Source organism: Nocardia pseudobrasiliensis NBRC 108224, from assembly GCF_001613105.1.
Taxonomy (GTDB): Bacteria; Actinomycetota; Actinomycetes; order Mycobacteriales; family Mycobacteriaceae; genus Nocardia; species Nocardia pseudobrasiliensis.
The window spans coordinates 106,656-133,308 of record NZ_BDBS01000015.1; the positions used below are offsets into that span (position 1 = coordinate 106,656).

Below are 26,653 nucleotides of genomic sequence, written 5' to 3' on the forward strand. Positions count from 1 at the left end.
CGACAGACCGGACGGTCGTGTTAGAGCTAACGTCCCTTGAACTCCGGCGACCGCTTCTCGAAAACGGCCTGAATGGCCTCGGTCAGATCCTCCGACGGCAGGAAGGCCGCGTTCCACGCCGACACGTAGCGCAGCCCGTCGGCGACCCGGGCCACCTTGGGCTGATCCAGCACATCCTTGACACCCTGTACGACCAGCGGCGGATTGTCCGCGATCTCGCGGGCCAGCGCGGCGGCCGCGTCCAGGACGGCCTGCTGATCGGCATAGACGTCATTGACCAGACCGATCTTCTCCGCCCGCGCGGCGTCGATATCGCGGCCCGTATAGGCGAGCTCGCGCAGATGCCCCTCGCCGATGATGCCCGGCAGCCGATGCAGCGAGCCGATATCGGCGACGATCGCCACCTTCGCCTCCCGCAGACTGAACTTGGCGTCCGCGCTGGCCAGCCGGATGTCGGCGGCCGCGATCAGATCCAGCCCACCGCCGATGCACCAGCCGGAGATCGCCGCGATCACCGGCTTGCGGCAGTCGGCGACCGCGGTCACCGCGGCCTGCATCCGCCGGATGTCACGCAGGAATTCCGTGCGCGGGGCGGCCAGGGCCTTATCGGCCAGCAGCGGACCGAACAGCGGGCTCATCGCGGGCAGATCCAGCCCGAAGGAGAAATGTTTACCCGCCCCGGTCAGCACGATGGCTCGCACCTCGGGATCGGCGTCCAGCTCGCCGAAGATCAGCGGCAGCTCGCGCCAGAAGTCCGGTCCCATGGCATTACCCTTGCCCGGGCCGGTCAGCGTCACCGTGGCAACTCGGTCGCCGGTCTCGACTGTGAAGGCCTTCCATTCGGTCATTCGCCCAGCGTAGCGATACCGTCAGGAAAGACCGCGGGGCCTGTAAATCCTGCGCTAAATCTCCAGGAAGGCAGTGCTCCCGGCCCGATCGGCGGCGGAACATGAATGAATCAGCCATCAGTCAGCAGCGGTGCCGGAGGTCATATGTTGATGCACCAGGGCCTAGGCCTGGATCGTTTCAACACACTGCCGCGCAGTCGCGCGATACACGCACTGTTCGAATGCTGCTGCGCGGTGACCTGGGCGGAGAAGATCGCCGACGCCCGGCCCTACCCCACCCGAGAGGCGCTGATCGCGGCCGTCGACGGCGAATTGCTCGCCCTGTCCGGACCAGATCTGGACCGGGTTTTCGATTCCCTTGTGCACGAGCGAGTTTCGGCCCGCACGGTACAGGAACTGTCGCGCATCATGCACGATCACATCGAAGGCCTGCTGGGACCGGCCGAAGGCTACCCCGAATACTGAATTCGCCCGACAGTAGCCCGAATTCGGCTCTACCCTGGTGCCATGCGCAGGTCGTTGCCCCCGGTGGCATCCCGGGTCTCGGACACGCTCATCGCGCGCGGACACCACGGCGTGATCGTCACCCAATCCGAGCCCACCCACACCGCCGAACAGGCCGCTCAGGCCCTCGGGGTGGCGGTGGGCGCGATCACGAAATCGCTGGTGTTCCTGCTCGACGACGATCCGGTACTGCTTCTGGTCTCCGGCGCCCATCAGGTCGATATCGAGAACACCGGTAAGCGGCTCGACGGCACCCTCACCCGGGCCCCCGCGGCCCTGGTGCGCGAGGTGACCGGTCAGCCCATCGGCGGTGTCGCCCCGGTGGGCCATCCCACCAATCTGCCCACCTACGTGGACAACCTACTGTCCGGCCATCGCGAGCTCTGGGCCGCCGCCGGACATCCGAACACCGTATTCCGCACATCGTTCCCCGAGCTCGTCCGCATCACCGCGGGCCTGGCGATCGATGTGGATTGACCGGCGATCGGAATATCATCGGCGCGGGGGACGTAGGTTAAGGCTGTGAGCGATCGACTACGGGCGCCCGACGATCTGAGCGGCATCACCGCGACGCAGTTCCGTGCGGCGATGCGGCACTATCCGGCCGGGGTGACGATCGTCACGCTGGGTTCGGCGATCGAACCGATCGGCTTCACCGCCACCTCCTTCGCCTCACTGTCGGCCGAACCCCCGCTCATCTCGTTCAATATCGCCCACACCTCCTCGAGTATCGAGGCCATGCTCGCGGCCGATTCGGTGGTCGTGCACTTCCTCGGCGAACATCAACAGCATCTGGCCCAACGGTTTTCGCGCTCCGCCGAGGAACGCTTCGCCGACCATTCGCTGTGGACCACCCTCGACACGGGCGAGCCGGTACTGCACGGCACCCCGCTGTGGGTCCGCGCGACGGTGTTCCGGCTCATCCCGATCGGCGATCACACCCTGGTGATCGGCCTGGTCACGCGCGTGTTCGACAATACCGACGACCAGCCGATCGCCGCGCCGCTGCTGTACTACAACGGCGCCTATCACCGCCCGACCGGACTGGAGTGACTCAGCTCGCCGAGACTACGGTCCCGATACCAAGGGCCGCAAGGATTCCCGCGCTGATCCGCTCCAGCCGATCGCGAATCCGCTGCTGCCGCAACAGTCCGGCCAGCCGGGCGGCCGCCAGTGCCAGCAGCACCATTTCGATTGCGGCCACGAATGATTCGATCGCGCCCAGGGTCAGGGTGTTCACGAACGTCGCCTCGATGAGGAACTGCGGCAGCACCGCCAGATAGAACAATCCGACCTTCGGATTGAGCAGGGTCGACAGCAAACCCGCGGTGAACGCCGAGAGCATCGACACCGATCGCCGCACCGGCGCGTCCTCCGCCGTGGCCACCCGGGCCCGGCGCTGTTCGATCAGCGTCCGAATTCCCAAGTACACCAGGTAGATTCCGCCGATCACCTTCACCACGCGATAGGCCGTCGCCGACTGTTCGAGCAGCGCCGCGACCCCCGCGGCGACCACGATCGTCCACCCGATCCCGCCGACCGCCGATCCGATGGCCGAGGCGATCGCCGGTCGTCGCCCGACCACCGAGTACCGCAGCACCAGGAACGAATCCGGCCCCGGTGTGAGGGACAGGACCACGCACACTCCGATGAACCCGAGCAATAGCGATACGCTCATCGGCTCATATAAGTCCAGGTCAGCGCGGGCGGCAAGGGATTTTCCGAGCGGGGCGCACTTGACAAGATCCCACCGGCTCTGCCAATCTCGCCTCAGGTCATGAGTACCAGCGCTAAGCCCCGGCTAGCTGGTCGGCAACCCTCCTCCGCGGTGGGGTGCTCCGGGTGACGACCGGGCCGCAGCCCGACCGGGCGCGGCAAGCGCGGACTCCGATCACCGATTCTTGCGGAGTCCCTGATCCGAAGGGATTGCCCGATGACCGCCGTACTCGAACAGACCTGCGCCCCGCTCGCCCGCGTTTCCGGATGTGATCTGCGAGTTCCGTTGGTACAGGGCGGAACTCGCAAATACGCCAACTTCGACTACGCCGCCAGCGCCCCCGCCCTGGCGCAGGTCACCGATCGGGTGACCGAGCTGCTGCCGCTCTACGCCAGCGTTCATCGCGGCGCGGGATACGCCTCGCGCGTCTCCACCGACTGCTACGAATCCAGCCGCGATTCGGTGGCCCGCTTCCTGAACTGCGCCGACGATCAGGTCGTCGTCTTCACGCGCAACACCACCGATTCGCTGAATCTGCTGGCCTCCTGCGTGCCCGGCGACACCGTGGTGCTCGATATCGAACATCACGCCAACTTCCTGCCCTGGACCCGGCACGGACGCCGCGTGGTGCCCGCGGCCGACACCGTGGAGGAGACCATCCGCCGCGTGGTCGCCGAACTGTGTGCGAAACCCGCTGCGCTGCTGGCGATCACGGGTGCGTCCAATGTCACCGGCGAGGTGCTGCCGCTGGAGCGGCTGGCCTCCATCGCGCATCAGTGCGGTGCGCGCATCCTCGTCGACGCGGCGCAGCTGGCCCCGCACCGGCGAATCGACCTGCGCGCCACCGGCATCGACTATCTCGCCTTCTCCGGCCACAAGTTGTACGCGCCCTTCGGCGCCGGAGTCCTGGTCGGCCGCCGCGACTGGCTCGACGCCGCCGAGCCGTACCTCGCCGGCGGCGGCGCGGTCAAACAGGTCAGCGCCACCGAAACCGAATGGGCCTGCGCCCCCCAGCGTCACGAGGCGGGCTCCCCCAACGTCCTCGGCGTGGCCGCCCTCGCCGCGGCCTGCGACGCCCTCGGATCCCTGGACGAACAAACCGTCCTCGACCATGAGCGCCATCTCGCCGACCGCCTGCGCGCGGGCCTGAAAGCCATTGCTGGCGTGGACTTCCTGCGCATCTGGTCCGACAGCACCGACAGCGTCGGCATCGTGGCCTTCACCCTCGCCGGTTTCGAACCCGGGCGAGTCGCCGCCTACCTCTCCGCCGAACACGCCATCGGCCTCCGAGACGGCCGCTTCTGCGCCCACCCCCTCCTCGCCCGCCTCGGCGTGGACGGCGCCCTCCGAGCCAGCATCGGCCTCGGCACCTCCACCGCCGATGTAGACCGCCTCATCGATGCCATCGCCACCCTCACCACCCAAGGCCCCACCTGGACCTACACCAACACCCAAGGCCAGTGGAACCCCTCCCCCGAAACCCGCCCCGGCCTCACCCCCACCTCCCCCCAAGGCGCCACCCCTTGCTCCTTCTAACCAAAACCGCATCTCGCCCGGACAACTCGAATCCCGCTGGCGCCGAAGCCCTTTCGTCCCTTCGGACCGCCGGCCTCGCGCCTTTCCGACCCGCCACCGCCCCGTGGCCCTGTTGTCCTGGCACCACCCGGTAGTCCTCTTGCCCTGGCACCACCCCGTGGTCCTGTGCCCCTGGCACCACTCCCTGTTCCTGTTGTCCCGGCACCACGCCCTGTTCCTGTTGTCCCGGCACGCTTTTCGCCGGGACAACAGGACCGCCCTAAGGAACCAGATACCGCTCCGCCAATTCCTCGATCAGCGGATCGTCGTCGGCCACCGCGTCCAGCGCCTCGAGATCGCTCTCGACCGAAACCTGCCGGGTATCGTCCTGCTCCGGATCCGGAGCGCCGTCCTCGTTCAGCTGTCACAGGATCTTCTCGCGCACGCGCGCCTTCAACGAATCACTCATGGTTCCAGCATGCCCAGTTCGGCGCGATCGACCCGCACGGCCACGCCGGATCGGGTCATACCGGTGCGAGCCAACCGCCCCACGGCGTATTGCGCAGCACCGAGAACGCGGTGAGCAGCGTCAGTGTGATCACCAATCCGGTACGGCTCAGGGTGAATGTCACCGCGCTGCCCGGCTGTCCACGCCAGCGGTGCAATACCCAACCGCCCCACCACGCGAGAAAACCCACGACCAAAGGCAACAGCAGCGCATTGCTGTGTACCGCGTCGAGAATGCGCCCCTCGGTGAGATTGTGCATCGCCCGCAGACCACCGCAGCCGGGACACCACCAACCGGTCAGCGCGTAGAACGGGCAGATGCCGTAGGACCCGGAGATATGCGGATCCCGGAAATGCAGCACCGCCGCCACACCCGCCGCGGCCCCGGCCACGAGAAACGGCTGACCGAGTGCCCGCCAGCCCGGCCGGATCTCGGGCAGCACATGCGCGGTGTTCACAATCGTCCACGGTAGCGGCCGATGCGGCGGGTTGACCAGATCAGTCCGCCTGGGCGAACCGCAAGGTATTGCCGAACGGATCGGCCACCGCGAAACCCGGTCCGCCCGGGCCGTCCTCGGGCGGACCGGGCCGCGCGTATCCGTAATCCTTCGCCGCCAGTTCGGCCTGCAACGCGTAGACGTCGCCGACCGCGATCCACACCACCGTCCCGGGCGTACCGTCGCCGTGGTGCTCACTGAGATGTACCGTCGCCTCCGACCGCGACGCCTGGGCATACAGCGGCATCTCCGGTGCGAACCGATGCTCCCAATCCACGGTGAATCCCAAATAGTCGCAGTAGAACTCATATGCCCTGGGCACATCGAAGATGCGCAGCACGGGAATCGGAGCGGCGAGGCGAATCGCATCGGAGGCCATGGGCGAATGGTCCCCGATATCTCACCGACTCGCGACCGATTCCGACACCGGCGCGGTCAACACCCCCACCAGCATGTCCACGATCTCGCCACCGGCATCGGCATCGTCGGCCCCGGCCTCCACCGCGCGCTCGTGATCGGCCAGCAACGCGAACAGCACGGTCGGCAGCGTGCGCAATCGCCGTATCCGCAATCGCGGGGCCAGTTCGGGCAGCGCCCGATCGAGTCCACGCATGATCACCCGCACCGAGGTCCGACTGTCGTCGTCGAGATTGGCCGCGTCGGTGACCGAGGGATGGGTACGAATCTGTTCGAGAAACCGCGCGTAGTGCCCGATCCCGTGCCGGGCGCTCAGCTCGAACATCGGAATCACCAGGGCCGCCAGCAGCTCGCGCACCCCGTCACCGCGTCGCTCGGCCAACAGTTCCAGCCGTCGCACCTCGAGGGTCGCCATCCGCGATTCGACCACCGCGGCGACGAGTCCGTCCCGCGAACCGAAGTGGTACTGAATAGCCGAATTATTGCGCTGCCCCGCGGCCGCGGCGATATCGCGCAGCGGCACCGCCGCCCCGCGCTCGGCGATCAGCCGTTCCGCCGCGAGGATCAGCCGCTCCCGAGCCGTAATCGCTTCCACATTCGAAAGAATAGCCCCTCACCAGGGATTTGAGTACAAATCCTTGACAGTTAAGCGAATATTCTCAACACTGCTTGTGATGCCCGTCACGACCGAAGGTCCGGGCTCCCAAGACGTTTCATCAGCCGCGGGCATCCGAAGGAGGACCACCCGCCATGATTCTCGACACCTTCCGCCTCGACGGCCGCGTCGCGATCGTCACCGGCGCCGGACGCGGCATCGGGGCCGCCACCGCGCTCGCCCTCGCCGAAGCGGGCGCCGATGTGGCCATCGCCTCGCGCACCGAGGCCCAACTCGACGAGGTCGCGGGCAAGATTCGCGCACTGGGCCGCCGCGCGGTCACCGTGCCGTGCGATCTGTCCGACCTGTCCACGGTCACCGCCTTCGCCGAGCGCGCCGCCGCCGAACTGGGCCGCATCGACATCGTGGTCAACAATGTCGGCGGCACCATGCCCAACACGTTCCTGACCACCACACCCGAATTCCTCGAGGAAGCCTTTCGCTTCAATGTCTCGACCGCACACGCCCTCACCCGGGCGGCGGTACCGCATATGCTGCGCGGCGACGGCGGCAGCGTCGTGAACATCTCCTCGATGATGGGGCGCTCCCCCGGCCGCGGCTTCCTCGCCTACGGCACCGCCAAGGCCGCCCTCGCGCATTGGACCCGTTTGGCCGCAACCGATCTCGCGCCCCGCATCCGCGTCAACGCGATCGCGGTCGGCTCGGTGCTCACCTCGGCCCTCGACGTCGTGGCCCGCCAGCCGGAGATCAAGGCGAAGATGGAGACCGCCACCCCGCTGCACCGATTGGGTGAGCCGTGGGAGATCGCGGCGGGCATCGTCTATCTGTGCTCCCCCGCGGGCGGCTACCTCACGGGCAAGGTGCTCGAAATCGACGGCGGTATCGAAAGCCCGAATCTCGAACTGGGCCTTCCGGATCTGTGAGGAGCATCCGATGACCTATCGCGTAGTGCAGTGGAGCACAGGCAATGTGGGGCGCTGGGCGCTGCGCTCCATCATCGCCCGTCGCGAACTGGAACTGGTCGGTGTCTGGGTCTCCGGCCCCGACAAGGCGGGCCGCGACGCCGCCGAACTGGCCGGACTCGACGAGCCCACCGGCATCCTGGCCACCACCGACGCGCAGGAGCTCATCGCACTGCGCCCCGACTGCATCCTGCACACGGCCATGGCCGACGACCGCCTGTTGGAGGCGGTCGAGGATCTGAAGACCTTCCTGCGCGCCGGTATCAACGTGGTCTCCAGCAGTCCGGTCTTCCTCCAATATCCCTACGGCACACTGCCTTCCGAGGCCATCGATCCGATCGTCGAGGCCGCTCGCGAGGGCGGCGCCTCGCTGTGGGTCAACGGCATCGATCCGGGTTGGGCCAACGACTGGCTGCCGCTGCTGCTCACCAGTGGCAGCGAGCGCATCGATCGGATCGTGTGCTCGGAGATCATGGACTACTCCACCTACGACAATCCCAAGGTTCTGTTCGACATCATGGGCTTCGGCAGCAAGCTCGACGAGTTGCCCATGCTCCTGCAGCCCGGCGTCCTGACGCTGGCCTGGGGCAGCGTGATCCGCCAGCTGGCCGCGGCGCTGGATGTCGAATTGGATTCGGTCACACAGACGTTCGAACGTCATCCCGCACCCGAGGCCCTGCGGGTCGCGGACCGCACGGTCGAGGCGGGCACCGCCGCCGCACTGCGCTTCCGGATCAGCGGAACGCGTTCCGGCCGTGAGCTCATCGCCCTGGAACATGTCACCCGCCTACATCCCGATCTGGCTCCCGACTGGCCGCAACCCGCCGGAAAGGGTTGCTACCGAGTGGAAATCGAGGGTGAGCCGGACTATCAACTCGATCTGCAGCTCTACAGCGGCGGCGATCACGCCCGCGCGGGCGTCGTCGGCACCGCCGCCCGACTGGTCAGCGCGATCCCCGCCGTGGTCGAGGCCGAACCGGGGCTGCTCACCGCCCTGGATCTGCCGCTGACGACCGGACGGGGTCTCGTATCCTGAAAACCGCTCGTCAGCAGCGTGATTCGCCCGCCCGGTAGGCTCGACGCGACGGGAGGGCTCATGCGAATACGAGTCGGCACGACCGAGGATGCGGCCGGGGTGCTCGCCCTCGGCGACGAGGCCGTGGCCTGGATGAACACCATGGGCAACAACCAGCAGTGGGGCGCCACGCCCTGGACCGGTGACGAGCGCCGCGAATCCTTCGTTCGCGCGCACGCCGCCGAGGGTCTGCGCGTACTCGTGGACGAATCCGAGACGATCGCCGGGGCATTGGTGATCAGCGAGACCTGTCAGGACTACGTCCCGGCCGTCGAGGAACCCGAGCTGTATCTCAACCTGCTGCTCACCTCGCGTCGGCACAGCGGCCGCGGCCTCGGCGGCCTGCTGATCGAGCGTGCCGTGGCCGAGGCGGCCGAGCGCGGTATCGATCTGCTGCGGGTCGACTGCTATGCGGGCGGCGAGGGAAAGCTGGTGCGCGTCTACGAGAATTACGGCTTCACCCGAGTCGCCGAATTCTCGGTGGGTACCTGGCCCGGCATGCTGCTGGCCCGGCGACTGTCCACCCGCCGTCAGCCGTAGGGCTGACAGCCGTACCTCCCGCGGCTCACGACATCTCGGGGACGACTCCGGGTCGAGCCCTGATGCGGCTGCGGCGCAGAGGTTTTAGCGTCGGCTCATGCGTCTGTCACCGCTCGTGGGAGCCCTGTCCGCCGCCGCCCTGCTCGCGGGCTGCACCTCGAGCGAGAGCGCCGACGCGACGCCGACCCCGCCGATTTCGACCGCGCAGACCTCGCTGCTGCGCGCCGATATCGACGCGCTACTGCGCTCCGGCGCCACCGGCGTCCTGGTGACGGTCACCGACCACGGCCGAAACCAGGCCCTCACCGGTGGATTCGCCGATCTGGCGACCGGCCGCCCGATCCCCGCCGACCCGCCCCAGCAGGTCCGGGTCGGCAGCATCACCAAAACCTTCACCAGCGCGGTGGTACTGCAATTGGTGGGCGAGGGCCGAATCCGGCTGGACGAACCGATCGAGACCTACCTGCCCGGCCTGCTGCGCGGCGACGGCATCGACGGCCACGCCATCACCGTCCGCCACCTGCTCCGTCACCAGAGCGGCCTACCCGAACTCACCGACGACGAACGCATCGACGAATACCGAGCGGCCCAGGACAACCGCATCATGACCCCCGACGAGGAAATGCGGATCGCCCTGAGCCACCCCGCCGAATTCGCCCCCGGCTCCCACGCCCGCTACAGCAACACCAACTACATCGTGGCTGGCATGCTCATCGAAAAGGTCACGGCCACACCCTATTCCGACCAACTGACCCGCCGAATCCTCAAACCCCTGCACCTGACCGACACCTACCTCCCCACCCCGGGCGACCACACCATCCACGGCCCCCACCCCACCGGCTACGCCACCATCGCCGACAAGATCACCGACGTAACCCGAATAGAACCCTCGATCCCCTGGTCCGCGGGCGCCCTCATCTCCACCGGCCCCGACCTCAACCACTTCTACACCGAACTCCGCACAGGCGAGGTCATCCCACCCACCCAACTGAACGAAATGCTCGACACCATCCCCCTCGAAAACGCCCCCGACTTCCCCTACGGCCTGGGCCTCACCACCAAGCCCCTCCCCTGCGACACAACCTTTTCCGGCCACACCGGCGGCATCTACGGCTTCACCACCATCGCAGGCGCCACTCCCCAAAGCCGAGCCGTAACGATAACCCTGACCGGCACCCCCACCTCCCGCTCGGACGTGGTGGACACAATCCTGCCCCACGCCCTGTGCCCATGAATGCCCGGACCTTTTGCGGCGGGCGGGTCGAAGGCTCGGCCCCGGGAAGCATCACCGAACCGAAATCGGCTCATAGAGCCGGAAAGTTGTGGAGCCGCCTAGGAGAATCGAACTCCTGACCTTTTCATTACGAGTGAAGCGCTCTACCGACTGAGCTAAGGCGGCGTGCCTTGCGGCGGGTGCGAGTCTATCGTCTCGGGGGCCGATCCGGAAAATCGGTTCGGTGAGGGCGGGGTGACCTGGGTCAACGGGTGCGGGCGGCGATGAGGCCGGCGACCATGGCGGCGACCGCGAAACGGGGTTTGACGTTGAGGTCGAGGGCCTCGCGGCAGTCGAGGACGGCCTCGATGGAGCGGAGCAGGCCCTCGGGCCTGACGTCGGTGGCGAGTTCTCGGATCTGGTCGGGCAGGTCGGGGTGGGTGAGGGGGACGCCGGTGGCGGGGGTGGTGCGGGCCGCGCCCAGACGGACCGCGAGGGCGTCGCGGTAGAGCCCGGCCACATCGATGAGGGCGCGGTCGAGGGAGTCGCGGCCGGTGCGGGTGGCACGGGATTTCTGGCGGCGCTCCAGATCTTTCAGCGCGCCCGCCGAACCGCGGGTCGCCGACGCGGTGCCCTTACCGGTGCCACCCGCGCCCAGGGCGGTGGCCAACTCCTCGCGCTCGCGCTCGTCGCGGGCGGCGCTGACCTGTTTGGCTTCCTCCTCGGCCGATTTCACCAGTTCATCGGCGGCCGCATAGGCGGCGGCCGGACGGGCGGTCGCGGCGACCAGGGCCAGCGCGCGCTTGCGGCGAGTCCGGGCCTCCTCGTCGGTGGCCAGCCGTCGGGCGCGCCCGACGTGGCCGCCGCTCACGGACGCGGCCCAGGCCGCGGTGTCGGCGTCGAGACCGTCGCGCTCGCGCAGCACGTGGGCGATGGCCGGGACCGACGGCGTCACCAGATGGATATGCCTGCAGCGCGATCGCAGCGTCACCGAGATGTCCTCGGGATCGACCGACGGTGCGCACAGCAGGAAGACCGTTCGCTCCGGCGGCTCCTCGACGACCTTCAGCAGCACATTGCCCGCGGCCTCGGTCAATCGGTCGGCATCCTCGATCACCACGACCTGCCAGCGGCCGGTACTCGGACGACGGGCGGCGACCTGAACGATCTCGCGCATCTCCTTGGTACCGATACTCAAACCCTCGGGGATCACCCGGCGCACATCGCCGTGGGTGCCCGCCATGGTGGTGGTGCACGCGTGACAGTGACCGCAGCCGGGCGTGCCCGAATCGGTGCACTGCAGCGCGGCCGCGAAACACAGAGCCGCCACCGAACGCCCGGAGCCGGGCGGCCCGGTGAACAGCCACGAATGCGTCATCGCCGAGGACGACACACCGCTGCGCGCTGCCACGGCCGCGGCCGTCAGCTCGGACTCGACCGCATCCTGGCCCACCAGCCGATCGAAGACACCCGCCACGTCGTACACCCTAGCGGCCGCCACCGACAGCCCGATGCGGCCGTCCGGTCAGGAGACGCGTTGATAGGTGGAATTGGCGCCGTCGAGCGCCTCGCGGATGATGTCGGCGTGACCGCTGTGATGGGAGATCTCCCGGAAGATGTGCAGCAGCGTGAAACGCACTGTCTGCCAAACCCTTTCGGGCACCCACGGCGAGGTCGGGGTGGGAATGACGGTATCGAGATCGTCGACGGACCGAATCAGGGCAGCGGTGTCGTCGGCGACGGTCTCCCACTCCTTGAGCAGCCCCTCGACGGTCTCCTCCGGACCCATCCGATATTCCGAATCGAACTTGGACACATCGAGTTTCGCGTTCTCGTCCCGCTCGACGAGCACCGTGTACCAGTGCCGCTCGCAGCTGACCAGATGATGTAGTAGCCCACCCAGGGTGAGCTCGCTGACGGTGGTGCGCTGGCGCGCCTGGTCATCGTCGATGCCGCGCAACGTGATCCGGAACAGCTCGCGCTGACTGTCGAGCATGGCGATCAGATCCTCGCGTTCCTGATCGGTCGAGGGTGCGGTCATCGCAGATCCTTCCGCTGGGCGTGCCCGGTTGGCTGGACACGCTACGGCAGGACACCGACAGAAAACGGACAACGACCGATTTCCGCGATCAGGCCTTGGCGGCGGCCTTCTTGGTCGCCTTCTTCGCCGGGGCCTTCTCCGCGGATTTGGCGGCCTTCTTCGCGGTGGTCTTCTTGGCGGCGGTCTTCTTCGCGGCCTTCTTGGCCGTCTTCTTCACCGGCGCCTTCGCCCGCCGATCCGCCAGCAGTTCCGCGGCCCGCTCGTCGGTGATCGACTCCACCTCATCGCCCTTGCGCAGGCTGGCATTGGTCTCGCCGTCGGTGACGTACGGACCGAAGCGACCGTCCTTGATCACCATCGGCTTACCCGTGGCCGGATCGGCGCCGAGCTCCCGCAGCGGTGCTGCGCTCGATGCCTGACGACCACGCCGCTTGGGTTCGGCGTAGATCTTCAGCGCCTCCTCCAGCGAGACGGTGAAGATCTGATCCTCGTTCGTCAGCGAACGGGAGTCGGTGCCCTTCTTCAAATACGGTCCGTAGCGGCCGTTCTGGGCCGTGATCTCCTCGCCGCTGGCGGGATCCTTACCCACCACGCGCGGCAATGAGAGCAGTTTGAGCGCATCGTCGAGGTTGATCGTCGCCAGATCCATCGACTTGAACAGCGAACCGGTCCGCGGTTTGGCGGCCGACTTCTTCGCGGACTTCTTGGCGTCGCCGTCACCGTCGGGCTCGGCCAGGATCTCGGTGACGTAGGGCCCGAACCGGCCCTCCTTGGCCACGATTCGATGTCCCGACTCCGGATCGACGCCGAGCTCACGACCCTCCTGCGGGGTCGAGAACAACTTCTCGGCGACCTCCGGAGTGAGCTCGTCGGGCGGCAGATCGTCGGGCAGATTGGCCCGCTGCGAGATCGGATCGCCGTCGGGGTCATCGGGATTGACGACCATCCGCTCCAGATAGGGCCCGAAGCGGCCGACGCGGACCACCACATCGCGGCCCTCGTCGTCGGTGAACATCTTGATCGAGTTGATCTCGCGTGCGTCGATATCGTCGAGCCGCTCGCCGACCATCCGCTTCAACCCGCCCGAACGCGCCACCGACCCCTCGGCGCCGTGCTCGCCGCCGAAATAGAAGGAGGACAGCCAGTTTCCACGCTGTTCGCGGCCTCCGGCGATGGCGTCGAGATCGTCCTCCATCGCCGCGGTGAAGTCGAAGTCCACCAGTCTGCCGAAGTACACCTCGAGCAGGCCGACCACCGCGAACGCCACCCATGACGGCACCAGCGCGTTACCGCGCTTGTAGACGTAGCCGCGGTCGAGAATCGTCTTGATGATCGAGGCATAGGTGGACGGACGCCCGATCCCGAGCTCCTCCAACGCCTTGATCAGTGACGCCTCGTTGTAGCGCGGCGGCGGATTGGTGGTGTGCCCATCGGGGGTGAGCTCGGTCGCGCTGACGCCCTGTCCCTCGGTCAGCGAGGGCAGCCGTGATTCGGCGTCGTCGGACTGGCTGCCGCTGTCCTCGTCGACGCTCTCGACATAGGCCTTGAGGAATCCGGCGAAGGTGATCGTGCGACCGGATGCGGAGAACACGCATTCCTCGCCGGTACCGGCCGTACCGGTGATCCGAACCGTCAGCGTGGTGCCGCGCGCGTCGGCCATCTGCGAGGCGACCGTGCGCTGCCAGATCAGCTCGTAGAGCCGGAATTCGTCCTGTTCCAGACGCGAGGCCAACTGGCCCGGCGTGGCGAAGGTGTCGCCCGCCGGACGGATCGCCTCGTGCGCCTCCTGCGCGTTCTTGACCTTGCGGGTGTACTGCCGCGGCGTCGGATGGACGAACTGCGGACCGTACAGCTGCGTGGCCTGCGCCCGGGCCGCGGCGATAGCCGACTCCGACAGCGTGGTCGAGTCGGTACGCATATAGGTGATGTAGCCGTTCTCGTACAGCCGCTGCGCGACCCGCATGGTGCGCTCGGAGCTGAACCGCAGCTTGCGTGAGGCCTCCTGCTGCAGTGTGGAGGTCATGAACGGCGCGTACGGTCGGCGCGTGTAGGGCTTGGATTCGACCGAGGTGACCTGGAAAGCGCTGGTCTCCAACGCCTCGGCCAGCCGCCGGGCATAGCCCTCGTCCAGTACGGTGACGCCGCTGGTCTTGAGCTGCCCGTCCGAACCGAAATCCCGACCGCCCGCGACGCGCGAGCCGTCGACGGTGATCAGCCGGGCGCCGAACAGCCGCGGATTGGCCTCGTCACCCTCGCCGCCGGCATCGAATTTGGCTGCGATATCCCAGTATTCGGCCGACCGGAACGCCATGCGCTCGCGTTCGCGCTGCACGATGATGCGCGTGGCCACCGACTGCACCCGGCCCGCCGACAGCCTCGGCATGACCTTCTTCCACAGCACGGGACTGACCTCGTAGCCGTAGAGCCGGTCCAGAATGCGGCGGGTCTCCTGCGCGTCGACCAGATCATTGTCCAGATCGCGCGTGTCGGCCGCGGCCGCCTGGATCGCGGGCTCGGTGATCTCATGGAACACCATGCGCCGGACCGGGACCTTGGGCTTGAGCGTCTCCAGCAGATGCCAGGCGATGGCCTCGCCCTCGCGGTCGGGGTCGGTGGCCAGATAGAGCTCGTCGACATCCTTGAGCAGATTCTTGAGCTCGGAGACCTTGGCCTTCTTGTCCGGGCTCACCACGTAGATCGGTTCGAAGTCGTTGTCGACGTCGACGCCCAACCGGGCCCAGGACTGGCCCTTGTATTTGGCGGGCACGTCGGCGGCGCCACGCGGAAGATCGCGAATATGGCCGACCGAGGCCTCGACGATGTAACCGCGCCCCAGATACGGCGCGATCTTCTTGGCCTTCGTCGGTGACTCGACGATGACGAGACGACGCAGGGGACGCCCCTGGTCGGGCGCTGCCTTGGAGTTCGGCGCCGCACCGCGGTCTCGTGTTGCCACCGGCGAACACACCTTTCCTGTCGACCCGCGCGGCGCCTGGCACGCAGCGCGCGGCTGGGGCAAGCGGTGGAGACAGATGTCTCCCACCAGAGACGTTTATACCGTGTTGTAGGACCGCACCTGCGGCACGGCGTGTTGGAATGCCCCGTTTCCGGTCGAGTGTACTGCCCCGGATACAGCTCGTCCCCCACCGCGGTGGGCGGTGAGGGACGAGCGATCGAACCTTGGTTACGCGCTCAGCTGATGGCGCGAACTCCGGTGGCCTGCGGGCCCTTGGTGCCCTGGCCAACCTCGAACTCGACCTTCTGGTTCTCCTCGAGGGTGCGGAAGCCCGACCCCTGGATCTCGGAGTAGTGGACGAAGACGTCAGCGGAGCCGTCCTCGGGCGCGATGAAGCCGAACCCCTTCTCCGCGTTGAACCACTTCACAGTTCCCTGTGCCATTCTGTTCCTTCTCTTTCCATACCGGAACGGCGGACAACTTTGGTTCATCCACCGGGTCCGTTCCGACCGCTGTACTCTGTTCCCCCTGCAGGAAGCATCAAGCACACCGTTCGCAACATCGATCCTGCTGATGGTTTGGACTTTGGATCCGTTCCCTCGAACACAGAAGCTTGCGACCAGGAACCACTTAACCATGTCTCCGGGGAATTCAACAGTCGAGTTACCGACAATTTGCAAAAAAGATGATCTTGCGAATGCGCAGGTGAGGCGCACAATGCCCATATCCGTACTTGGAGTAGGTTTGCTTCTCGATAACCGAGCGTCCGTCAGGGAAACAGCCTGTGACACAGGTCGCTACTCGGTAGTGAAAAGGCAGGTAGGGCTCTCGCAACACACACCGTTCACACATTCTCTGCGTGTCGCGGTCCGAGTCCGATGAATCCGAGCCAGCCGAAGACGCGGATACATCCAGGCGCGGAACCCCGCTATGGTCGATCGTTGCTGAATCGTGTCCTTATCGAGCATCCGGGTGGCGACTCCCGCCTCACCCATGTCACCGAACTTCCGGCACGCACAGCACAGCCCACGACCTGGCCTTCTTGGGTATCGCCGGATGTGGTCACGGCGTTTCAGGATTGCGACATCGAATTTCCGTGGTCGCATCAGACTCGCACCGCGGAGCTCGCCGCGGACGGGCAGCACGTGGTGGTGTGCACCGGGACGGCCTCGGGAAAGTCGCTGGGTTATCAGCTGCCGGTGCTGACGGCGTTGCGCGAGGATCCCCGCGCGACCGCGCTGTATATATCGCCGACCAAAGCATTAGGGGCCGATCAACTGCGGGCCACGGCCGCGCTGACCCACGAGGGACCGCTGCGCGACATACATCCGGCCACCTACGACGGCGATACGCCCGCCGAGATCAGGCAGTGGGTGCGCGCCAATGCCCGCTGGGTTTTCACCAATCCGGACATGCTGCACCTGGGGATTCTGCGTTCGCATCAGCGCTGGGCCCGGGTATTGCGGCGGCTGCGCTACGTCGTGGTCGACGAATGCCATGCCTACCGTGGGGTTTTCGGTTCGCACGTGGCGCTGGTGCTGCGGCGGCTGCGCCGGCTGGCCAGGCATTACGGCGCCGATCCGGTCTTCATCCTGTGCTCGGCCACCACGGCGGATCCGGCCGAGGCGGCATCCCGGCTGATCGGGGCGCCCTGTGTCGCGGTCACAGAGGACGGCTCACCACAGGGTGCGCGGACCGTCGCCCTGTGGGAACCACCGCTGCTGGCCGCGGTCGGGGAGAACGGTGCGCCGGTGCGGCGACCGGCCACGGCCGAAGCGTCGAGGATCATGACCGACCTGGTCGCAGAGGGTGCCCGGACATTGACTTTCGTGCGGTCGCGGCGGGCCGCGGAGTTGGTGGCGATGGAGACCCGGCGCATGTTGTTCGAGGTGGATCCGCAGCTCGCCGAACGGGTGGCGGCCTATCGGGCGGGATATCTGGCCGAGGACCGTCGCGAGTTGGAGGCCGGTCTGGCCGACGGATCGCTGGTCGGCGCGGCGACCACGACCGCACTCGAGCTGGGCGTGGATATCGCCGGGCTGGATGCCGTGGTGATCGCCGGTTTTCCGGGCACGGTCGCATCGTTCTGGCAGCAGGCCGGACGGGCCGGGCGGCGTACCCAGGGATCGCTGGTCGTCCTGGTCGCCCGGGACGATCCGCTGGACAACTACCTGGTCCACCACCCGCAGGCGCTGCTGGGCCGACCGGTCGAGGCGACGATCACCGATCCGCACAATCCCTATGTATTGGGTCCGCATCTGCTGTGCGCGGCCCTGGAGCAGCCGCTCACCGATGAGGAGGCTCACGACCTCCAGGCCGAGGAACTGCTCGCCGACCTGGCCGAACAGGGCCTGATCCGGCGCAGGAGCAGCGGCGGCGGACCGGGCCGCTGGTACGTCACCGCCGCCACCACACCCCACGACGCCGTCGACGTGCGCGGGGGCATCGGCGCACCGCTGGCGATCGTCGACGAGGAAAGCGGACGGCTGCTGGGTACGGCCGATGCCGGCCGGGCTCCGGCCACGCTGCATCAGGGCGCCGTTCACCTGCATCAAGGCGAGTCCTACGTGGTCGACGAGCTGGATCTGGAGGGCGGGGTGGCCTTCGTCCACGCCGACCAGCCCGGCTGGACCACCAGTGCGCGAGCGGTCACCTCGATCGCCATCGATGAGGTGACCACCGAGCGGGCACACGGCGCGGTCACGGCGGCCCTGGCCAGGGTGCGAGTGAGCCGCCAGGTCGTCGGTTATCTGCGCACCCTGCCCACCGGCGAGGTCCTGGACCTGATCGAACTGGACCTGCCCGAGCAGACGCTGCCGACCAGGGCGGTCTTCTACACCGTCACCCCGACGCTGCTGGCCCGTGCGGGCCTCGATCCCAAGCGGGTGCCGGGTGCTCTGCACGCGGCCGAACACGCCGCGATCGGCATGTTGCCGCTGGTCGCGAGCTGCGATCGGTGGGATATCGGCGGGGTCTCGACCGCCGAGCATCCCGATACCGGGCTGGCCACGGTGTTCGTCTACGACGGCCACCCCGGCGGCGCCGGGTTCGCCGAGCGTGGTTTCGCTCGGTTGCGGACCTGGCTGGCGGCTACGTTGTCGGTGGTCGAATCCTGCGAATGCCCAGGTGGCTGCCCGTCCTGTGTACAGTCGCCCAAGTGCGGCAACGGCAATCACCCGCTGGACAAGGCCGGGGCGGCGGCGCTGCTGCGCGCGGTGCTGGCCGATCTGCCCCCGGACTGGGCCGGTGACGACGGCGAATCCGAACCGTGACGGCCGAGTCATCATCGTGAGATCGCTTCGCTACCCAGGCCGGGCGGTTGCGGTCGGGTGCGAACCGACCGCGAACCGCACCGACCTGTGGCGAGCCGGGTCACGGGTCGCTGCCACCCGGAATGAATAAAAAGGAATGTGATCATATTAACTGACCCATTGCTCCTGTGAATAACCATGACTTGCGGGTTCAATTCGAATGACGCTTCATAGATCAATTGAAAATTGAGCCGTCGTCCAATTCTCGGTAGCGAGTTTCGGCAATATCGCACAGAAGGAACGCACAGACTGTGTCGGCGATCACGTTTATCAACCGCGACACCAACCGTTCGGTATTCACGAGTCATTCGGATCGACGGGCCCAGCGCGAGCCATCGCTTGAACTGGACGCACTACCAATAAGCCCGCCGCCACACTCGTCTCCACTCGCAGAGTGACGTCCCACCCCACGACGTCGCATTCGAGCAAGGCGGCCCGCATGCGCCGAACGATCTCCTCGGCCTTCACGCAGCCCGCCCGCTCTCCATCCGCGAGCGCACCCGCCGCAGCCAACGCTCCCAAATCCGCCACCGCCTGAGCCCGGTGCCGCCCCGCGACGACAGCACCGAGCTGAGCCGTCAGCAGAGTCAGGGCGAGCAGCGCGACCACGGCCAGGCAGGCCAGAACGGTGGCGCCACCCTCTTCACCTCGCCGGGACCGCGTACCGAGCATTCGCGAAGCCCAGGCCCACCTTCCGGAACGCACTCGCGCCACCCATCCGCGCATCCCAGAGCCCATAGCTCGCAGAGCCCGGTGGCCCGTCCCGGTGCTCACTCTCGGACTCCGGGTTCGCGTACCGCTACCGCCTCGGCGTGCAGGACCAGGAGGGGGAACAGGGGCACTCGGGCTGTGGCGGTGGCGATTACGAGGTCGTTCTCGTCGCGGATCGAGAGGCTTGCGCTCGGAGGAGCTATTCGGCGGGCCACGCGGAGGGCGTCGGCGCCCTGTGCGCCGGAGCGGGCTGCCTCTCGGGCGGCGTCGACGCAGCGGATCTGCGCCGACGCCGCCATAAGGGCCGCCAGGCATAGGACGACGACCGCGATCAGTGTGGTGAGGGCGATGGCGGCCTCGATCGTGACCGCACCCGCCTCGCCGTCCGGTGGGCTCACATCGACGTGTTGAGGGCCTTGTCGATGATCCCGGTGAGGGCGCTGACGATGGAGTCGCCGGTGACCACGGTGTACAGGACCGCGCCGAAGGCGGCCGCGGCGACTGTTCCTATGGCGTATTCGACCGTCGACATACCGTCGTCGGCCACCGCCGCGCGTAGGAGCCGGTTGCGCAGCTCCCAGAGTGTCGATCGCGCTGTGGTACGCATCGGTCTCTCCTTTCTGTCGGATCGGCGCGGCGGATCCGCGCCGATTCCCGGATGTGGTCACAGCAGGCCTCCGCCGAGGAGGCGGCCTGCCAGGCCGAGCACGACGGGCACGATGCCCAAACAGAGGAAGGCGGGCAGGAAGCAGAGCCCGAGCGGGCCCGCGATGAGCACTCCGGCACGTTCGGCTCGCGCGGTCGCCGCATCCTCGACCCGAGCGCGGCAGTGCTCGGCCAGTTCCGCGACCGCGCCCGCGAGCGCGCTACCCGAACGAGCGGACCGGCGGACCAGACGAGCGAGGGCGACCAGATCGTCGGAGTCGGCCTCGTCAGCCGCGCGCTGCCAGGCCGCGGCCGGATCCGCGCCCAGGGCAAGCAGTTCCGACGCCTGTCGCAGTGCGGTACGCAGCGGATCGGCCGCGGCGCAGGCAACAGCTCGAGCCGCCGTGGCCACCGGCAGACCCGCCCGCAGACATGCCGCCAACAGATCGAAGGCCGAGGCGGTGGCCAACGGATCCGCTGCGGCATTCGCCGACCGACGCCGCGGACGCTCGCGCCCACCCAGCACAGCTCGCAACCGCTCCGCAGAAGTCCGCCGCCCCGGCACAACCAACAGCGCAGCGCCAACCAGCAAAACAGCCAACGGTGTCGCAGTCATGCCCACACCTCGACCACAGACAGCACAACCGCAGTCATGTCCGCGCCCTGGCCCCTGCCCACAGTGCAGTACCTGTCCCGCTGGACAACTCGGCCACAGCCAGCACAGTCATGGTCGTGCCCACCCCGAACTCGACCGACGGCACAGTTTCTCGGCGCACTTGGAAACTCGACTACAGGCAGCGCAATCGTGCCCCCGTCACGACGGCGGTCGACATCAAAGTTACTGCCCCGCCGGTCATCTCGGTCGTTGCGAGCACGGTTGCGGTTGTTCCCACCCCAACCTCGTCCGGCGGCATAGTTTCTCGGCGCACTTGCAAACCCGACTACAGGCAGCACAGTCGCAGTCATGCCCACACCCCGGCCGCGCGCTGGGCAACTCCATCACAGCCAGCACGTTCGCTGTCACGCCCGCCCCAAACACGACCCGCGACATAGTTTCTCGGCGCAATAGGCGGCTCGGCTACAGGCAGCGCGCGGCTCCTGACCCGCTGAGCAACTCGGCCACGGCTCGTACCTTCGCCGTTGCGCCCGCCCCAAACGCGACCGGCGGCATAGTTTCTCGGCGTGCTAGGCGGCACGGCTACCTTCAGGGCAGACGCAGTCATGTCTGCACTCCTATCGCGGTCGATGGTTTGGGTCTCAGGCGTCTCGGCTGCCGGTAGTGCGGTCGTGGTGTTGTTTGTGTCCTGGGTGGGGGCGAAGGTGTGGTTCTTGGTCTCCTGGGCGGCTCGGTTGGGGATTGTGCGGTTGTGGGGTCGCGCTCTTTTCCGGCGATCGGTAGGTGTGCCGGGTCGGGGTGGGAGGTGGGTCATATCAACGCCTTTCGGGTCAGGGCGTCGGTCCAGAGGATGCCGGTGCACGCCAGGGCTGTGCCCAGGGGGAGGAGGAGGGCGCCGGGGCCGGGGTGGAGGAGGATGGATAGCGGGGAGGCGCCCATGAGGTGGCCCAGGGTGATGCCGAGTAGGGGCAGGGCCGCCAGGATGGTTGCGGTGGCTCGGGGGCCTGCCAGGGCGGCTCGGGTGCGGTCGCGGAAACGTATGCGGGCGAGGAGGTCTGCGCGGGCGGTGGTCAGGAGGTCGGCCAGGGCCAGGCCGTGTTGGTCGGCCAGCTGCCAGGCTTCGGCTATGCGGGCCAGTTCCGTGGCGATCGGTGCGTGCGGGTCGCGTAGGCCGTCGGCGGGGCGGCCGCCGAGGCGGGAGCGGGCCGCGCAAGCGGCGAAGGCGTGGGCCGCTGTGCCGTCGGATTCCTCGGCCGCGGTGGCGGCCGCGGCACCGGGGTGGGCACCGACGCGGAGTTCGCCGATCACCACTGCCAGGCCGTCCGCCAGTGCTCGACACTGTGCGATGCGCCGCTGTTCTTTCCGCCCGCGACGCAATCGTGTTCCGACGGTCGCCCCGACCATGGCCGTTGCGAGCAGTGCACCGAGGCCCAAGACGGCCGTCGCGCCGAGCGCGCACAACAGTGCGGCCCGAACCATCCAGGCCGACTGCGGTTTTCGCGTCGATCGCGGCCCTCCGAACAGAGCCTCGAACCGCCGTCTGCCTGTGCGAGCGGGCAGAGCGATCATCGCCAGCGCGAGGCAGAACAGGACCGCGCTCATCGCGTCGTCCGTCGCGAGAGTGATTGCTTCTGCTCATTCGAGGCCAGTCGGCATCGCCGCCTCGCCGAAAGCGTGTACAGCGCCGCAACTTTCGAGGGGAACAGGTGTGCACATGGATTCATCGGCGCAGTCGCTCCTCGAGGAGGCGGTGCAGCAACGGGGCCGCGGGTGTCGGGTGTGGGTCGTGGTGCCAGGCGGGATCTATATGGACCTGACCGTCGGCGGAACGGACGACCATGCCAATTTCGTGGAGGCTGCGGGTGCCGTCGGGGTGGCGGTGCATGTGCAGAACCACCTGGATGGCGGCGGCCAGTTGGCTGTGCAGCGCCGGGCGGTCCATACCGCCCAGGGCCGCGAGGGCTTCCAGGCGAGCGGGGACCTCGCGCGGGGAGTTGGCGTGGACGGTGCCCGCGCCGCCGTCGTGGCCGGTGTTGAGGGCGGTGAGGAGGTCGACGACCTCGGCGCCGCGGACCTCTCCGATGACTATGCGGTCCGGGCGCATGCGCAGGGCCTGGCGGACCAGATCGCGGACGGTTACCGCGCCGATGCCCTCGACATTCGCGGTGCGGGCGACGAGGCGGACCACGTGGGGATGGGGTGGCGCCAGCTCGGCGGCGTCCTCGACGCAGACGATGCGTTCGCGCGCATCGACCTTCGCCAGCAGGCTCGACAGCAGCGTAGTCTTGCCCGCTCCGGTTCCGCCCACGACGAGGAATGCCAGGCGGGCGCGAATGATCGCTTCCAGCAGGCGTTTCGCCTCGGGGACGACCGCGCCGCCCGCGGCCAGGGCGTCGAGATTCTGGGCGGCGGGACGGAGTATTCGCAGCGACAGGCATGTTCCGCCGTGCGCGATGGGCGCGAGAACGGCGTGTAGCCGCACGCCGAACGAATCACCTAGCAGGCCTTCGATTTCCGGGAGGCGGCCGTCCACCCAGGGCTGCGCATCGTCGAGTCTGCGTCCGGCGGCCAATGCGAGCCGCTGCGCCAATCGGCGCACCGCGGCCTCATCGGAAAAGGCGATCCGGCTGCGGCGCAGTCCGTTTCCGCGGTCCACCCACACCGCGTCGGGGGCGGTGACGAGTACGTCGGATACTCGCGGGTCGTGCAGCAGCGGTTCGAGGACGCCGACACCGGTCATCTCGGTCTGCAGCAGCCGTAACGCCCGCAGCAGGTCGGTGTCGCCGAGCACGCCGCCCGCTTCGGCTCGAATGGCCGCCGCTACCCGGGCAGGATCGGGATCCGCCGCCTCCGCGACCAACCGCTCGCGCACTCGATCCAGCAGTTCGGCGGTCACCAGGCCGCTCATCGCCGATCGCCTATGCCCGGGCGGAAAACCGATCGACGGTCAACGGCAATGTCCCGCAGCCGATTCGGCATGTCACCGCCAGCGTCGAGGGTCACCACGTCCCACCGGATATGCCGGAATCGGTTGTCGCCGTGCCGCGGACGCCGGCGACCCGAGGCGCTCATCGTCCGGCCCCGGATTCGATATCGGCGAAACCAACGAGGCCCGATTTGCCGGATTCTTCACACTCATCCCAGTCGGAAATACGACGCCGACACACCGATGATGGCATCGAAAATGACTGCAGGACAGGGTAGCTGGGGGCAGAATTTCCGGGCCGAGCAACCGCGTCGGCGCGGCGTACCCGAATCAAGGATCGAGTTCGCCGATCGCCGGAAAGATCAACCGCATCGACCACAGCGGTTCCAGCAGCAAGCCTGCGGCAAGGTCGGCGTAACCCGTTGTCGGACAACAGATAAGACGTGATCATCGAATTACCTCCGGAAGGGCGTCGAGGACGGCTTCGGCGGCCCCGCGCAAGGGACCGCGTGGATCGGTCAGACCTGCGCGTTCCACCCGATACGGCAGCGCGGGTTGCGGACGGAAGGCGGACAGCAGGGGTAGCGACAGGGCCTCGGCGATCTCCGAGCCGCGCAGCCCGCCGGGCGCGGGGCCCCGAACCACCAAGGCCTGATTGGGATTTCGCGGGCGCACCCATGCCGCGACCGCCCGGGCCGCGGCCACCGCGCGTAACCGTGCGGGTGCGACGAGGACGACCAGACCCGCGCTGTCGAGCATTTCGTCGACGTGCGGACCGCGCGCGGCGGAAACGTCACAGACGACCAGCTCTCCCGCCGCGCGACCGGCCGACACCACCGCCCTCGCCGCGGCCGCGCCGATCTGCTCGGGCGGCCCGTCGTCGACCCGGCCGCACGACAGCAGGCTCAACCGCGGCGCGACCGCCGGTAGCGCGTCGTGCAGGGCCCGGGCCGCAACCCGTCCGTCCTCGACGACCAGGTCCGGCCAGCGCAGCCCTGGCGCGTTCTCGATGCCCAGCAACAGGTCCAGACCGCCGCCCAGCGGATCTCCGTCGACCAGCAGTGTTTCGGTTCGAAATCGTTCGGCCGCGGCCGTCAGGGCCACGGCAGCGGCCAATACCGAAGCGCCCGCTCCCCCACCCACGCCGACGAGTGCGACCACCGCGCCGTCGCCGGATCCGCGCGGAACATGGTCGGCCAGGGCCTCGATGAGGCGATCGGCCGCCGCGGGCAGGGGAATCACCCGATCGCTGCCGACCGCGGCGGCCGCCTGCCAGTCGGCCAGTTCGGGCTCGCCCGCGGTCACGAGAATCGCCCCGGATCGGCGGGGGCAACCGGTCTCGACGCAGTGCCGGGCGCTGGATGTGTCCAGGATCACCGATCCGGCGGCCAACCAAGCGTGCCGACCGACCGGCGGCCGCTGTTCGTCGAGGCGGCGGTCGGCCGCGGCGGCGATGCGCCGGATTTCGTCGCGCAGCCGGTGGTCGGCAATGAGGACCAGGGCCGAGGGTGCTAGTGCTGCAACGGAATTCATGCAGGTCAGCGTGGCTCGAGTCGGACCTCGGCAACAGGGGGTGAAGACCGAATGTGGATAACTCGGGGGGTGTTGGCAAGTTCAGAACGCCGCGTAACGGCTACCGGCACAGGCAGAACGGCGAAAAGCCCTGGAAATAGAGGACGGCCCCAGCCGGGGGGGGGAGGAGGCTGGGGCCGTCGGGGTTCAGCCCCGGGGGGTCGGGCTGAACGCGCCTGGACCGTGTCCAGGTGTCAGCAATACTACACCCACGCCCCGGCCGAAACGCAAGTCCACCGGCCGGGGAACTTTGTGCCACCGGTACCTATCCTGGACGCCGTGACGAATACGCGCCCCCCACGCACAGCCGCCTTTTTCGACCTGGACAAGACGGTCATCGCGAAGTCGAGCGCCTTCGTATTCAGCAAGCCGTTCTTCGCCCAGGGCCTGCTCGACCGCCGCACGGTACTGGAGAGCAGCTACGCCCACTTCCTGTTCCTGCTCTCCGGCGCCGACCACGACCAGATGGAGCGGATGCGTGAGCATCTGACCAAAATGTGCGCGGGCTGGGATGTGAGCCAGGTGCGGTCGATCGTCGCCGAGACCCTACACGAGCTGGTGGATCCCCTGATCTACGCCGAGGCGGCCGATCTGATCGCCGACCACAAGATCCGCGGGCACGATGTGGTGATCGTATCGGCCTCCGGCGAGGAGATCGTGCAGCCGATCGCCGCCGCGCTGGGCGCGACGCATACCGCGGCCACTCGTATGGTGGTCGAAAACGGAAGGTACACAGGCGAAGTCGAGTTCTACTGCTACGGTCCCGGCAAGGTCGAGGCGATCGAGCGGTTGGCGGCGAGCGAGGGTTACGACCTGTCGCACTGTTACGCCTATTCGGATTCGATCACCGATCTGCCGATGCTGTCGGCGGTGGGGCATGCGACGGCGGTCAATCCCGATCGAAATCTGCGGCGGGAGGCCGTATCTCGCGGCTGGCCGGTACTCGAGTTCTCGAATCCGGTGTCGCTGTGGGCCCGGCTTCCGGCACCCTCGTCGACGACCGTGGCGGCCACCGCGGTGGTGGGGGCGAGTGCGCTGCTGGCGGGGGCGATCAGCTATCGGCTGTTGCGCCGGCGTCGCTGAGCGGGACCGCCGGGTCATGGCACCCAACTATCAAGAAAACCACGAAACGCCGAGCGACACGCCGATTAATTGAATGTTTCCCAACCCTTGATGTGAGTCGCCTCACAGAGTAACAATGGAGCCACGGAAGGACGGAAGGCCAAGACCGAGGCCGGAAGAGAAGGTCCGATCTCCCATCCCAACCTTCCCAGCACGGACGTCAGGCACCCACGCGGAGCGCGCCGCGACAAGGGCAGAAGCGTTGTGGGCCTGCGAGTACCGATCAGCGATGGCGAGCGCCTCGCACAAGTTGCGGGGATGAACCGTCGGGGCCGGCGAATCGCCGAGGCCGCAGAACACAACCCTATAAGCACGCCTGGTAACCGGGCGGTCCGTGCTAGC

General features: G+C 67.7%; 26 protein-coding genes, 1 tRNA gene and 1 riboswitch. Of the genes, 10 read left to right on the forward strand and 17 right to left on the reverse strand.

Annotation, left to right across the window (positions count from 1 at the left end):
- Positions 1-26: 26 nt before the first annotated feature.
- Positions 27-848, reverse strand: a complete 822-nt coding sequence (locus NP4_RS14510) for a crotonase/enoyl-CoA hydratase family protein (protein WP_067997789.1) — start codon at positions 846-848, stop codon at positions 27-29.
- 150 nt (positions 849-998) lie between these two features.
- Between NP4_RS14510 and NP4_RS14515 the strand changes: the two genes are divergently transcribed.
- The 3 genes from NP4_RS14515 to NP4_RS14525 all read left to right on the forward strand — a co-directional run bounded on the left by NP4_RS14515 (position 999) and on the right by NP4_RS14525 (position 2,405).
- A complete protein-coding gene (locus NP4_RS14515) occupies positions 999-1,313 on the forward strand; it encodes a 2-oxo-4-hydroxy-4-carboxy-5-ureidoimidazoline decarboxylase (protein ID WP_245997858.1) in 315 nt (104 codons plus the stop codon).
- A 42-nt stretch (positions 1,314-1,355) separates the two neighbouring features.
- Positions 1,356-1,829 carry a YbaK/EbsC family protein gene (locus NP4_RS14520; protein ID WP_062511331.1) on the forward strand — a complete coding sequence of 158 codons (474 nt, stop codon included), beginning with the start codon at positions 1,356-1,358 and terminating at the stop codon, positions 1,827-1,829.
- A gap of 111 nt (positions 1,830-1,940) precedes the next feature.
- Positions 1,941-2,405, forward strand: a complete 465-nt coding sequence (locus NP4_RS14525) for a flavin reductase family protein (protein WP_082875869.1) — start codon at positions 1,941-1,943, stop codon at positions 2,403-2,405.
- 1 nt (position 2,406) lies between these two features.
- Here the strand turns inward: NP4_RS14525 and NP4_RS14530 are convergent, their stop codons facing one another.
- On the reverse strand, positions 2,407-3,030 hold the full coding sequence (locus tag NP4_RS14530; RefSeq protein ID WP_067997797.1) for a LysE family translocator: 624 nt from the start codon (positions 3,028-3,030) through the stop codon (positions 2,407-2,409).
- 95 nt (positions 3,031-3,125) lie between these two features.
- Positions 3,126-3,239, forward strand: a riboswitch (SAM riboswitch).
- A gap of 46 nt (positions 3,240-3,285) precedes the next feature.
- On the opposite strand from NP4_RS14530, the gene NP4_RS14535 reads away from it, so the two are divergent.
- The gene (locus tag NP4_RS14535) at positions 3,286-4,605 is read left to right on the forward strand and encodes an aminotransferase class V-fold PLP-dependent enzyme (protein ID WP_067997800.1); all 1,320 of its coding nucleotides are present in this window, start codon (positions 3,286-3,288) and stop codon (positions 4,603-4,605) included.
- Positions 4,606-5,108: 503 nt separating this feature from the next.
- Here the strand turns inward: NP4_RS14535 and NP4_RS14545 are convergent.
- From NP4_RS14545 to NP4_RS14555, 3 genes are read right to left on the reverse strand one after another with little or no spacing between them, the layout of a single operon-like run.
- On the reverse strand, positions 5,109-5,549 hold the full coding sequence (locus tag NP4_RS14545; RefSeq protein ID WP_067997805.1) for a DUF2752 domain-containing protein: 441 nt from the start codon (positions 5,547-5,549) through the stop codon (positions 5,109-5,111).
- A 40-nt stretch (positions 5,550-5,589) separates the two neighbouring features.
- Positions 5,590-5,967 carry a glyoxalase superfamily protein gene (locus NP4_RS14550; protein ID WP_211335866.1) on the reverse strand — a complete coding sequence of 126 codons (378 nt, stop codon included), beginning with the start codon at positions 5,965-5,967 and terminating at the stop codon, positions 5,590-5,592.
- 21 nt (positions 5,968-5,988) lie between these two features.
- A complete protein-coding gene (locus NP4_RS14555) occupies positions 5,989-6,600 on the reverse strand; it encodes a TetR/AcrR family transcriptional regulator (RefSeq protein WP_169813736.1) in 612 nt (203 codons plus the stop codon).
- Between the two features lie 155 nt (positions 6,601-6,755).
- Here NP4_RS14555 and NP4_RS14560 point away from each other — a divergent pair, with 155 nt between their 5' ends.
- The 4 genes from NP4_RS14560 (at position 6,756) to NP4_RS14575 (ending at position 10,432) form a co-directional block, all read left to right on the forward strand.
- The gene (locus NP4_RS14560; RefSeq protein WP_067997810.1) at positions 6,756-7,544 is read left to right on the forward strand and encodes an SDR family oxidoreductase; all 789 of its coding nucleotides are present in this window, start codon (positions 6,756-6,758) and stop codon (positions 7,542-7,544) included.
- A 10-nt stretch (positions 7,545-7,554) separates the two neighbouring features.
- Positions 7,555-8,619 (forward strand): NAD(P)H-dependent amine dehydrogenase family protein, encoded by a 1,065-nt coding sequence (locus NP4_RS14565; protein ID WP_067997813.1) that lies wholly within the window; start codon positions 7,555-7,557, stop codon positions 8,617-8,619.
- Positions 8,620-8,679: 60 nt separating this feature from the next.
- Positions 8,680-9,198, forward strand: coding sequence for a GNAT family N-acetyltransferase (locus NP4_RS14570; protein WP_067997815.1), 519 nt, complete (start codon positions 8,680-8,682; stop codon positions 9,196-9,198).
- A 97-nt stretch (positions 9,199-9,295) separates the two neighbouring features.
- Positions 9,296-10,432: a serine hydrolase domain-containing protein gene (locus tag NP4_RS14575; protein WP_067997818.1), complete on the forward strand. Its 1,137-nt coding sequence runs from the start codon at positions 9,296-9,298 to the stop codon at positions 10,430-10,432.
- A gap of 89 nt (positions 10,433-10,521) precedes the next feature.
- Here the strand turns inward: NP4_RS14575 and NP4_RS14580 are convergent.
- The 5 genes from NP4_RS14580 to NP4_RS14600 form a co-directional block, all read right to left on the reverse strand.
- Positions 10,522-10,597: transfer RNA gene (locus NP4_RS14580), tRNA-Thr, on the reverse strand.
- A gap of 79 nt (positions 10,598-10,676) precedes the next feature.
- Positions 10,677-11,888, reverse strand: a complete 1,212-nt coding sequence (locus NP4_RS14585) for a DNA polymerase III subunit delta' (RefSeq protein WP_067997989.1) — start codon at positions 11,886-11,888, stop codon at positions 10,677-10,679.
- A gap of 48 nt (positions 11,889-11,936) precedes the next feature.
- Positions 11,937-12,452, reverse strand: a complete 516-nt coding sequence (locus NP4_RS14590; RefSeq protein ID WP_067997819.1) for a mycothiol transferase — start codon at positions 12,450-12,452, stop codon at positions 11,937-11,939.
- Between the two features lie 88 nt (positions 12,453-12,540).
- Positions 12,541-15,408, reverse strand: coding sequence for a type I DNA topoisomerase (topA, locus tag NP4_RS14595; RefSeq protein WP_067997822.1), 2,868 nt, complete (start codon positions 15,406-15,408; stop codon positions 12,541-12,543).
- 236 nt (positions 15,409-15,644) lie between these two features.
- On the reverse strand, positions 15,645-15,851 hold the full coding sequence (locus tag NP4_RS14600; RefSeq protein ID WP_062506310.1) for a cold-shock protein: 207 nt from the start codon (positions 15,849-15,851) through the stop codon (positions 15,645-15,647).
- A gap of 435 nt (positions 15,852-16,286) precedes the next feature.
- Between NP4_RS14600 and sftH the strand changes: the two genes are divergently transcribed.
- Entirely contained in the window at positions 16,287-18,680 is a 2,394-nt protein-coding gene (gene sftH, locus NP4_RS14605) for a DEAD/DEAH box helicase (protein WP_067997825.1), read from the forward strand.
- Between the two features lie 336 nt (positions 18,681-19,016).
- Here sftH and NP4_RS14610 read toward each other — a convergent pair whose 3' ends face one another.
- From NP4_RS14610 to ssd, 7 genes are all read right to left on the reverse strand, one after another.
- Positions 19,017-19,457: an Rv3654c family TadE-like protein gene (locus NP4_RS14610; RefSeq protein WP_307597277.1), complete on the reverse strand. Its 441-nt coding sequence runs from the start codon at positions 19,455-19,457 to the stop codon at positions 19,017-19,019.
- A gap of 32 nt (positions 19,458-19,489) precedes the next feature.
- The gene (locus NP4_RS14615; protein ID WP_067997831.1) at positions 19,490-19,828 is read right to left on the reverse strand and encodes a TadE family protein; all 339 of its coding nucleotides are present in this window, start codon (positions 19,826-19,828) and stop codon (positions 19,490-19,492) included.
- Entirely contained in the window at positions 19,825-20,037 is a 213-nt protein-coding gene (locus tag NP4_RS14620) for a DUF4244 domain-containing protein (RefSeq protein WP_067997834.1), read from the reverse strand. Before NP4_RS14620 ends, NP4_RS14615 begins: the two co-directional genes overlap by 4 nt.
- Positions 20,038-20,094: 57 nt before the next feature.
- The gene (locus tag NP4_RS14625; protein ID WP_067997837.1) at positions 20,095-20,691 is read right to left on the reverse strand and encodes a type II secretion system F family protein; all 597 of its coding nucleotides are present in this window, start codon (positions 20,689-20,691) and stop codon (positions 20,095-20,097) included.
- 810 nt (positions 20,692-21,501) lie between these two features.
- The gene (locus NP4_RS14630; protein ID WP_067997840.1) at positions 21,502-22,293 is read right to left on the reverse strand and encodes a type II secretion system F family protein; all 792 of its coding nucleotides are present in this window, start codon (positions 22,291-22,293) and stop codon (positions 21,502-21,504) included.
- A gap of 118 nt (positions 22,294-22,411) precedes the next feature.
- Complete coding sequence (locus NP4_RS14635) at positions 22,412-23,599, reverse strand: TadA family conjugal transfer-associated ATPase (protein WP_067997844.1); 1,188 nt, start codon at positions 23,597-23,599, stop codon at positions 22,412-22,414.
- A gap of 465 nt (positions 23,600-24,064) precedes the next feature.
- Positions 24,065-25,150, reverse strand: a complete 1,086-nt coding sequence (gene ssd / locus NP4_RS14640; protein ID WP_067997847.1) for a septum site-determining protein Ssd — start codon at positions 25,148-25,150, stop codon at positions 24,065-24,067.
- A gap of 318 nt (positions 25,151-25,468) precedes the next feature.
- Here ssd and NP4_RS14645 point away from each other — a divergent pair, with 318 nt between their 5' ends.
- Positions 25,469-26,272, forward strand: coding sequence for an HAD family hydrolase (locus NP4_RS14645; protein ID WP_245997857.1), 804 nt, complete (start codon positions 25,469-25,471; stop codon positions 26,270-26,272).
- Positions 26,273-26,653: the final 381 nt, after the last annotated feature.

Coding starts and splice junctions, on each gene's coding strand:
- NP4_RS14510 (WP_067997789.1), bottom strand. CDS start 848: ATGACCGAATGGAAGGCCTTCACAGTCGAGACCGGCGACCGAGTTGCC.
- NP4_RS14515 (WP_245997858.1), top strand. CDS start 999: ATGCACCAGGGCCTAGGCCTGGATCGTTTCAACACACTGCCGCGCAGT.
- NP4_RS14520 (WP_062511331.1), top strand. CDS start 1,356: ATGCGCAGGTCGTTGCCCCCGGTGGCATCCCGGGTCTCGGACACGCTC.
- NP4_RS14525 (WP_082875869.1), top strand. CDS start 1,941: ATGCGGCACTATCCGGCCGGGGTGACGATCGTCACGCTGGGTTCGGCG.
- NP4_RS14530 (WP_067997797.1), bottom strand. CDS start 3,030: ATGAGCGTATCGCTATTGCTCGGGTTCATCGGAGTGTGCGTGGTCCTG.
- NP4_RS14535 (WP_067997800.1), top strand. CDS start 3,286: ATGACCGCCGTACTCGAACAGACCTGCGCCCCGCTCGCCCGCGTTTCC.
- NP4_RS14550 (WP_211335866.1), bottom strand. CDS start 5,967: ATGGCCTCCGATGCGATTCGCCTCGCCGCTCCGATTCCCGTGCTGCGC.
- NP4_RS14560 (WP_067997810.1), top strand. CDS start 6,756: ATGATTCTCGACACCTTCCGCCTCGACGGCCGCGTCGCGATCGTCACC.
- NP4_RS14565 (WP_067997813.1), top strand. CDS start 7,555: ATGACCTATCGCGTAGTGCAGTGGAGCACAGGCAATGTGGGGCGCTGG.
- NP4_RS14570 (WP_067997815.1), top strand. CDS start 8,680: ATGCGAATACGAGTCGGCACGACCGAGGATGCGGCCGGGGTGCTCGCC.
- NP4_RS14575 (WP_067997818.1), top strand. CDS start 9,296: ATGCGTCTGTCACCGCTCGTGGGAGCCCTGTCCGCCGCCGCCCTGCTC.
- NP4_RS14590 (WP_067997819.1), bottom strand. CDS start 12,452: ATGACCGCACCCTCGACCGATCAGGAACGCGAGGATCTGATCGCCATG.
- NP4_RS14600 (WP_062506310.1), bottom strand. CDS start 15,851: ATGGCACAGGGAACTGTGAAGTGGTTCAACGCGGAGAAGGGGTTCGGC.
- sftH (WP_067997825.1), top strand. CDS start 16,287: ATGAATCCGAGCCAGCCGAAGACGCGGATACATCCAGGCGCGGAACCC.
- NP4_RS14610 (WP_307597277.1), bottom strand. CDS start 19,457: ATGGGCTCTGGGATGCGCGGATGGGTGGCGCGAGTGCGTTCCGGAAGG.
- NP4_RS14620 (WP_067997834.1), bottom strand. CDS start 20,037: ATGCGTACCACAGCGCGATCGACACTCTGGGAGCTGCGCAACCGGCTC.
- NP4_RS14625 (WP_067997837.1), bottom strand. CDS start 20,691: ATGACTGCGACACCGTTGGCTGTTTTGCTGGTTGGCGCTGCGCTGTTG.
- NP4_RS14630 (WP_067997840.1), bottom strand. CDS start 22,293: ATGAGCGCGGTCCTGTTCTGCCTCGCGCTGGCGATGATCGCTCTGCCC.
- NP4_RS14635 (WP_067997844.1), bottom strand. CDS start 23,599: ATGAGCGGCCTGGTGACCGCCGAACTGCTGGATCGAGTGCGCGAGCGG.
- ssd (WP_067997847.1), bottom strand. CDS start 25,150: ATGAATTCCGTTGCAGCACTAGCACCCTCGGCCCTGGTCCTCATTGCC.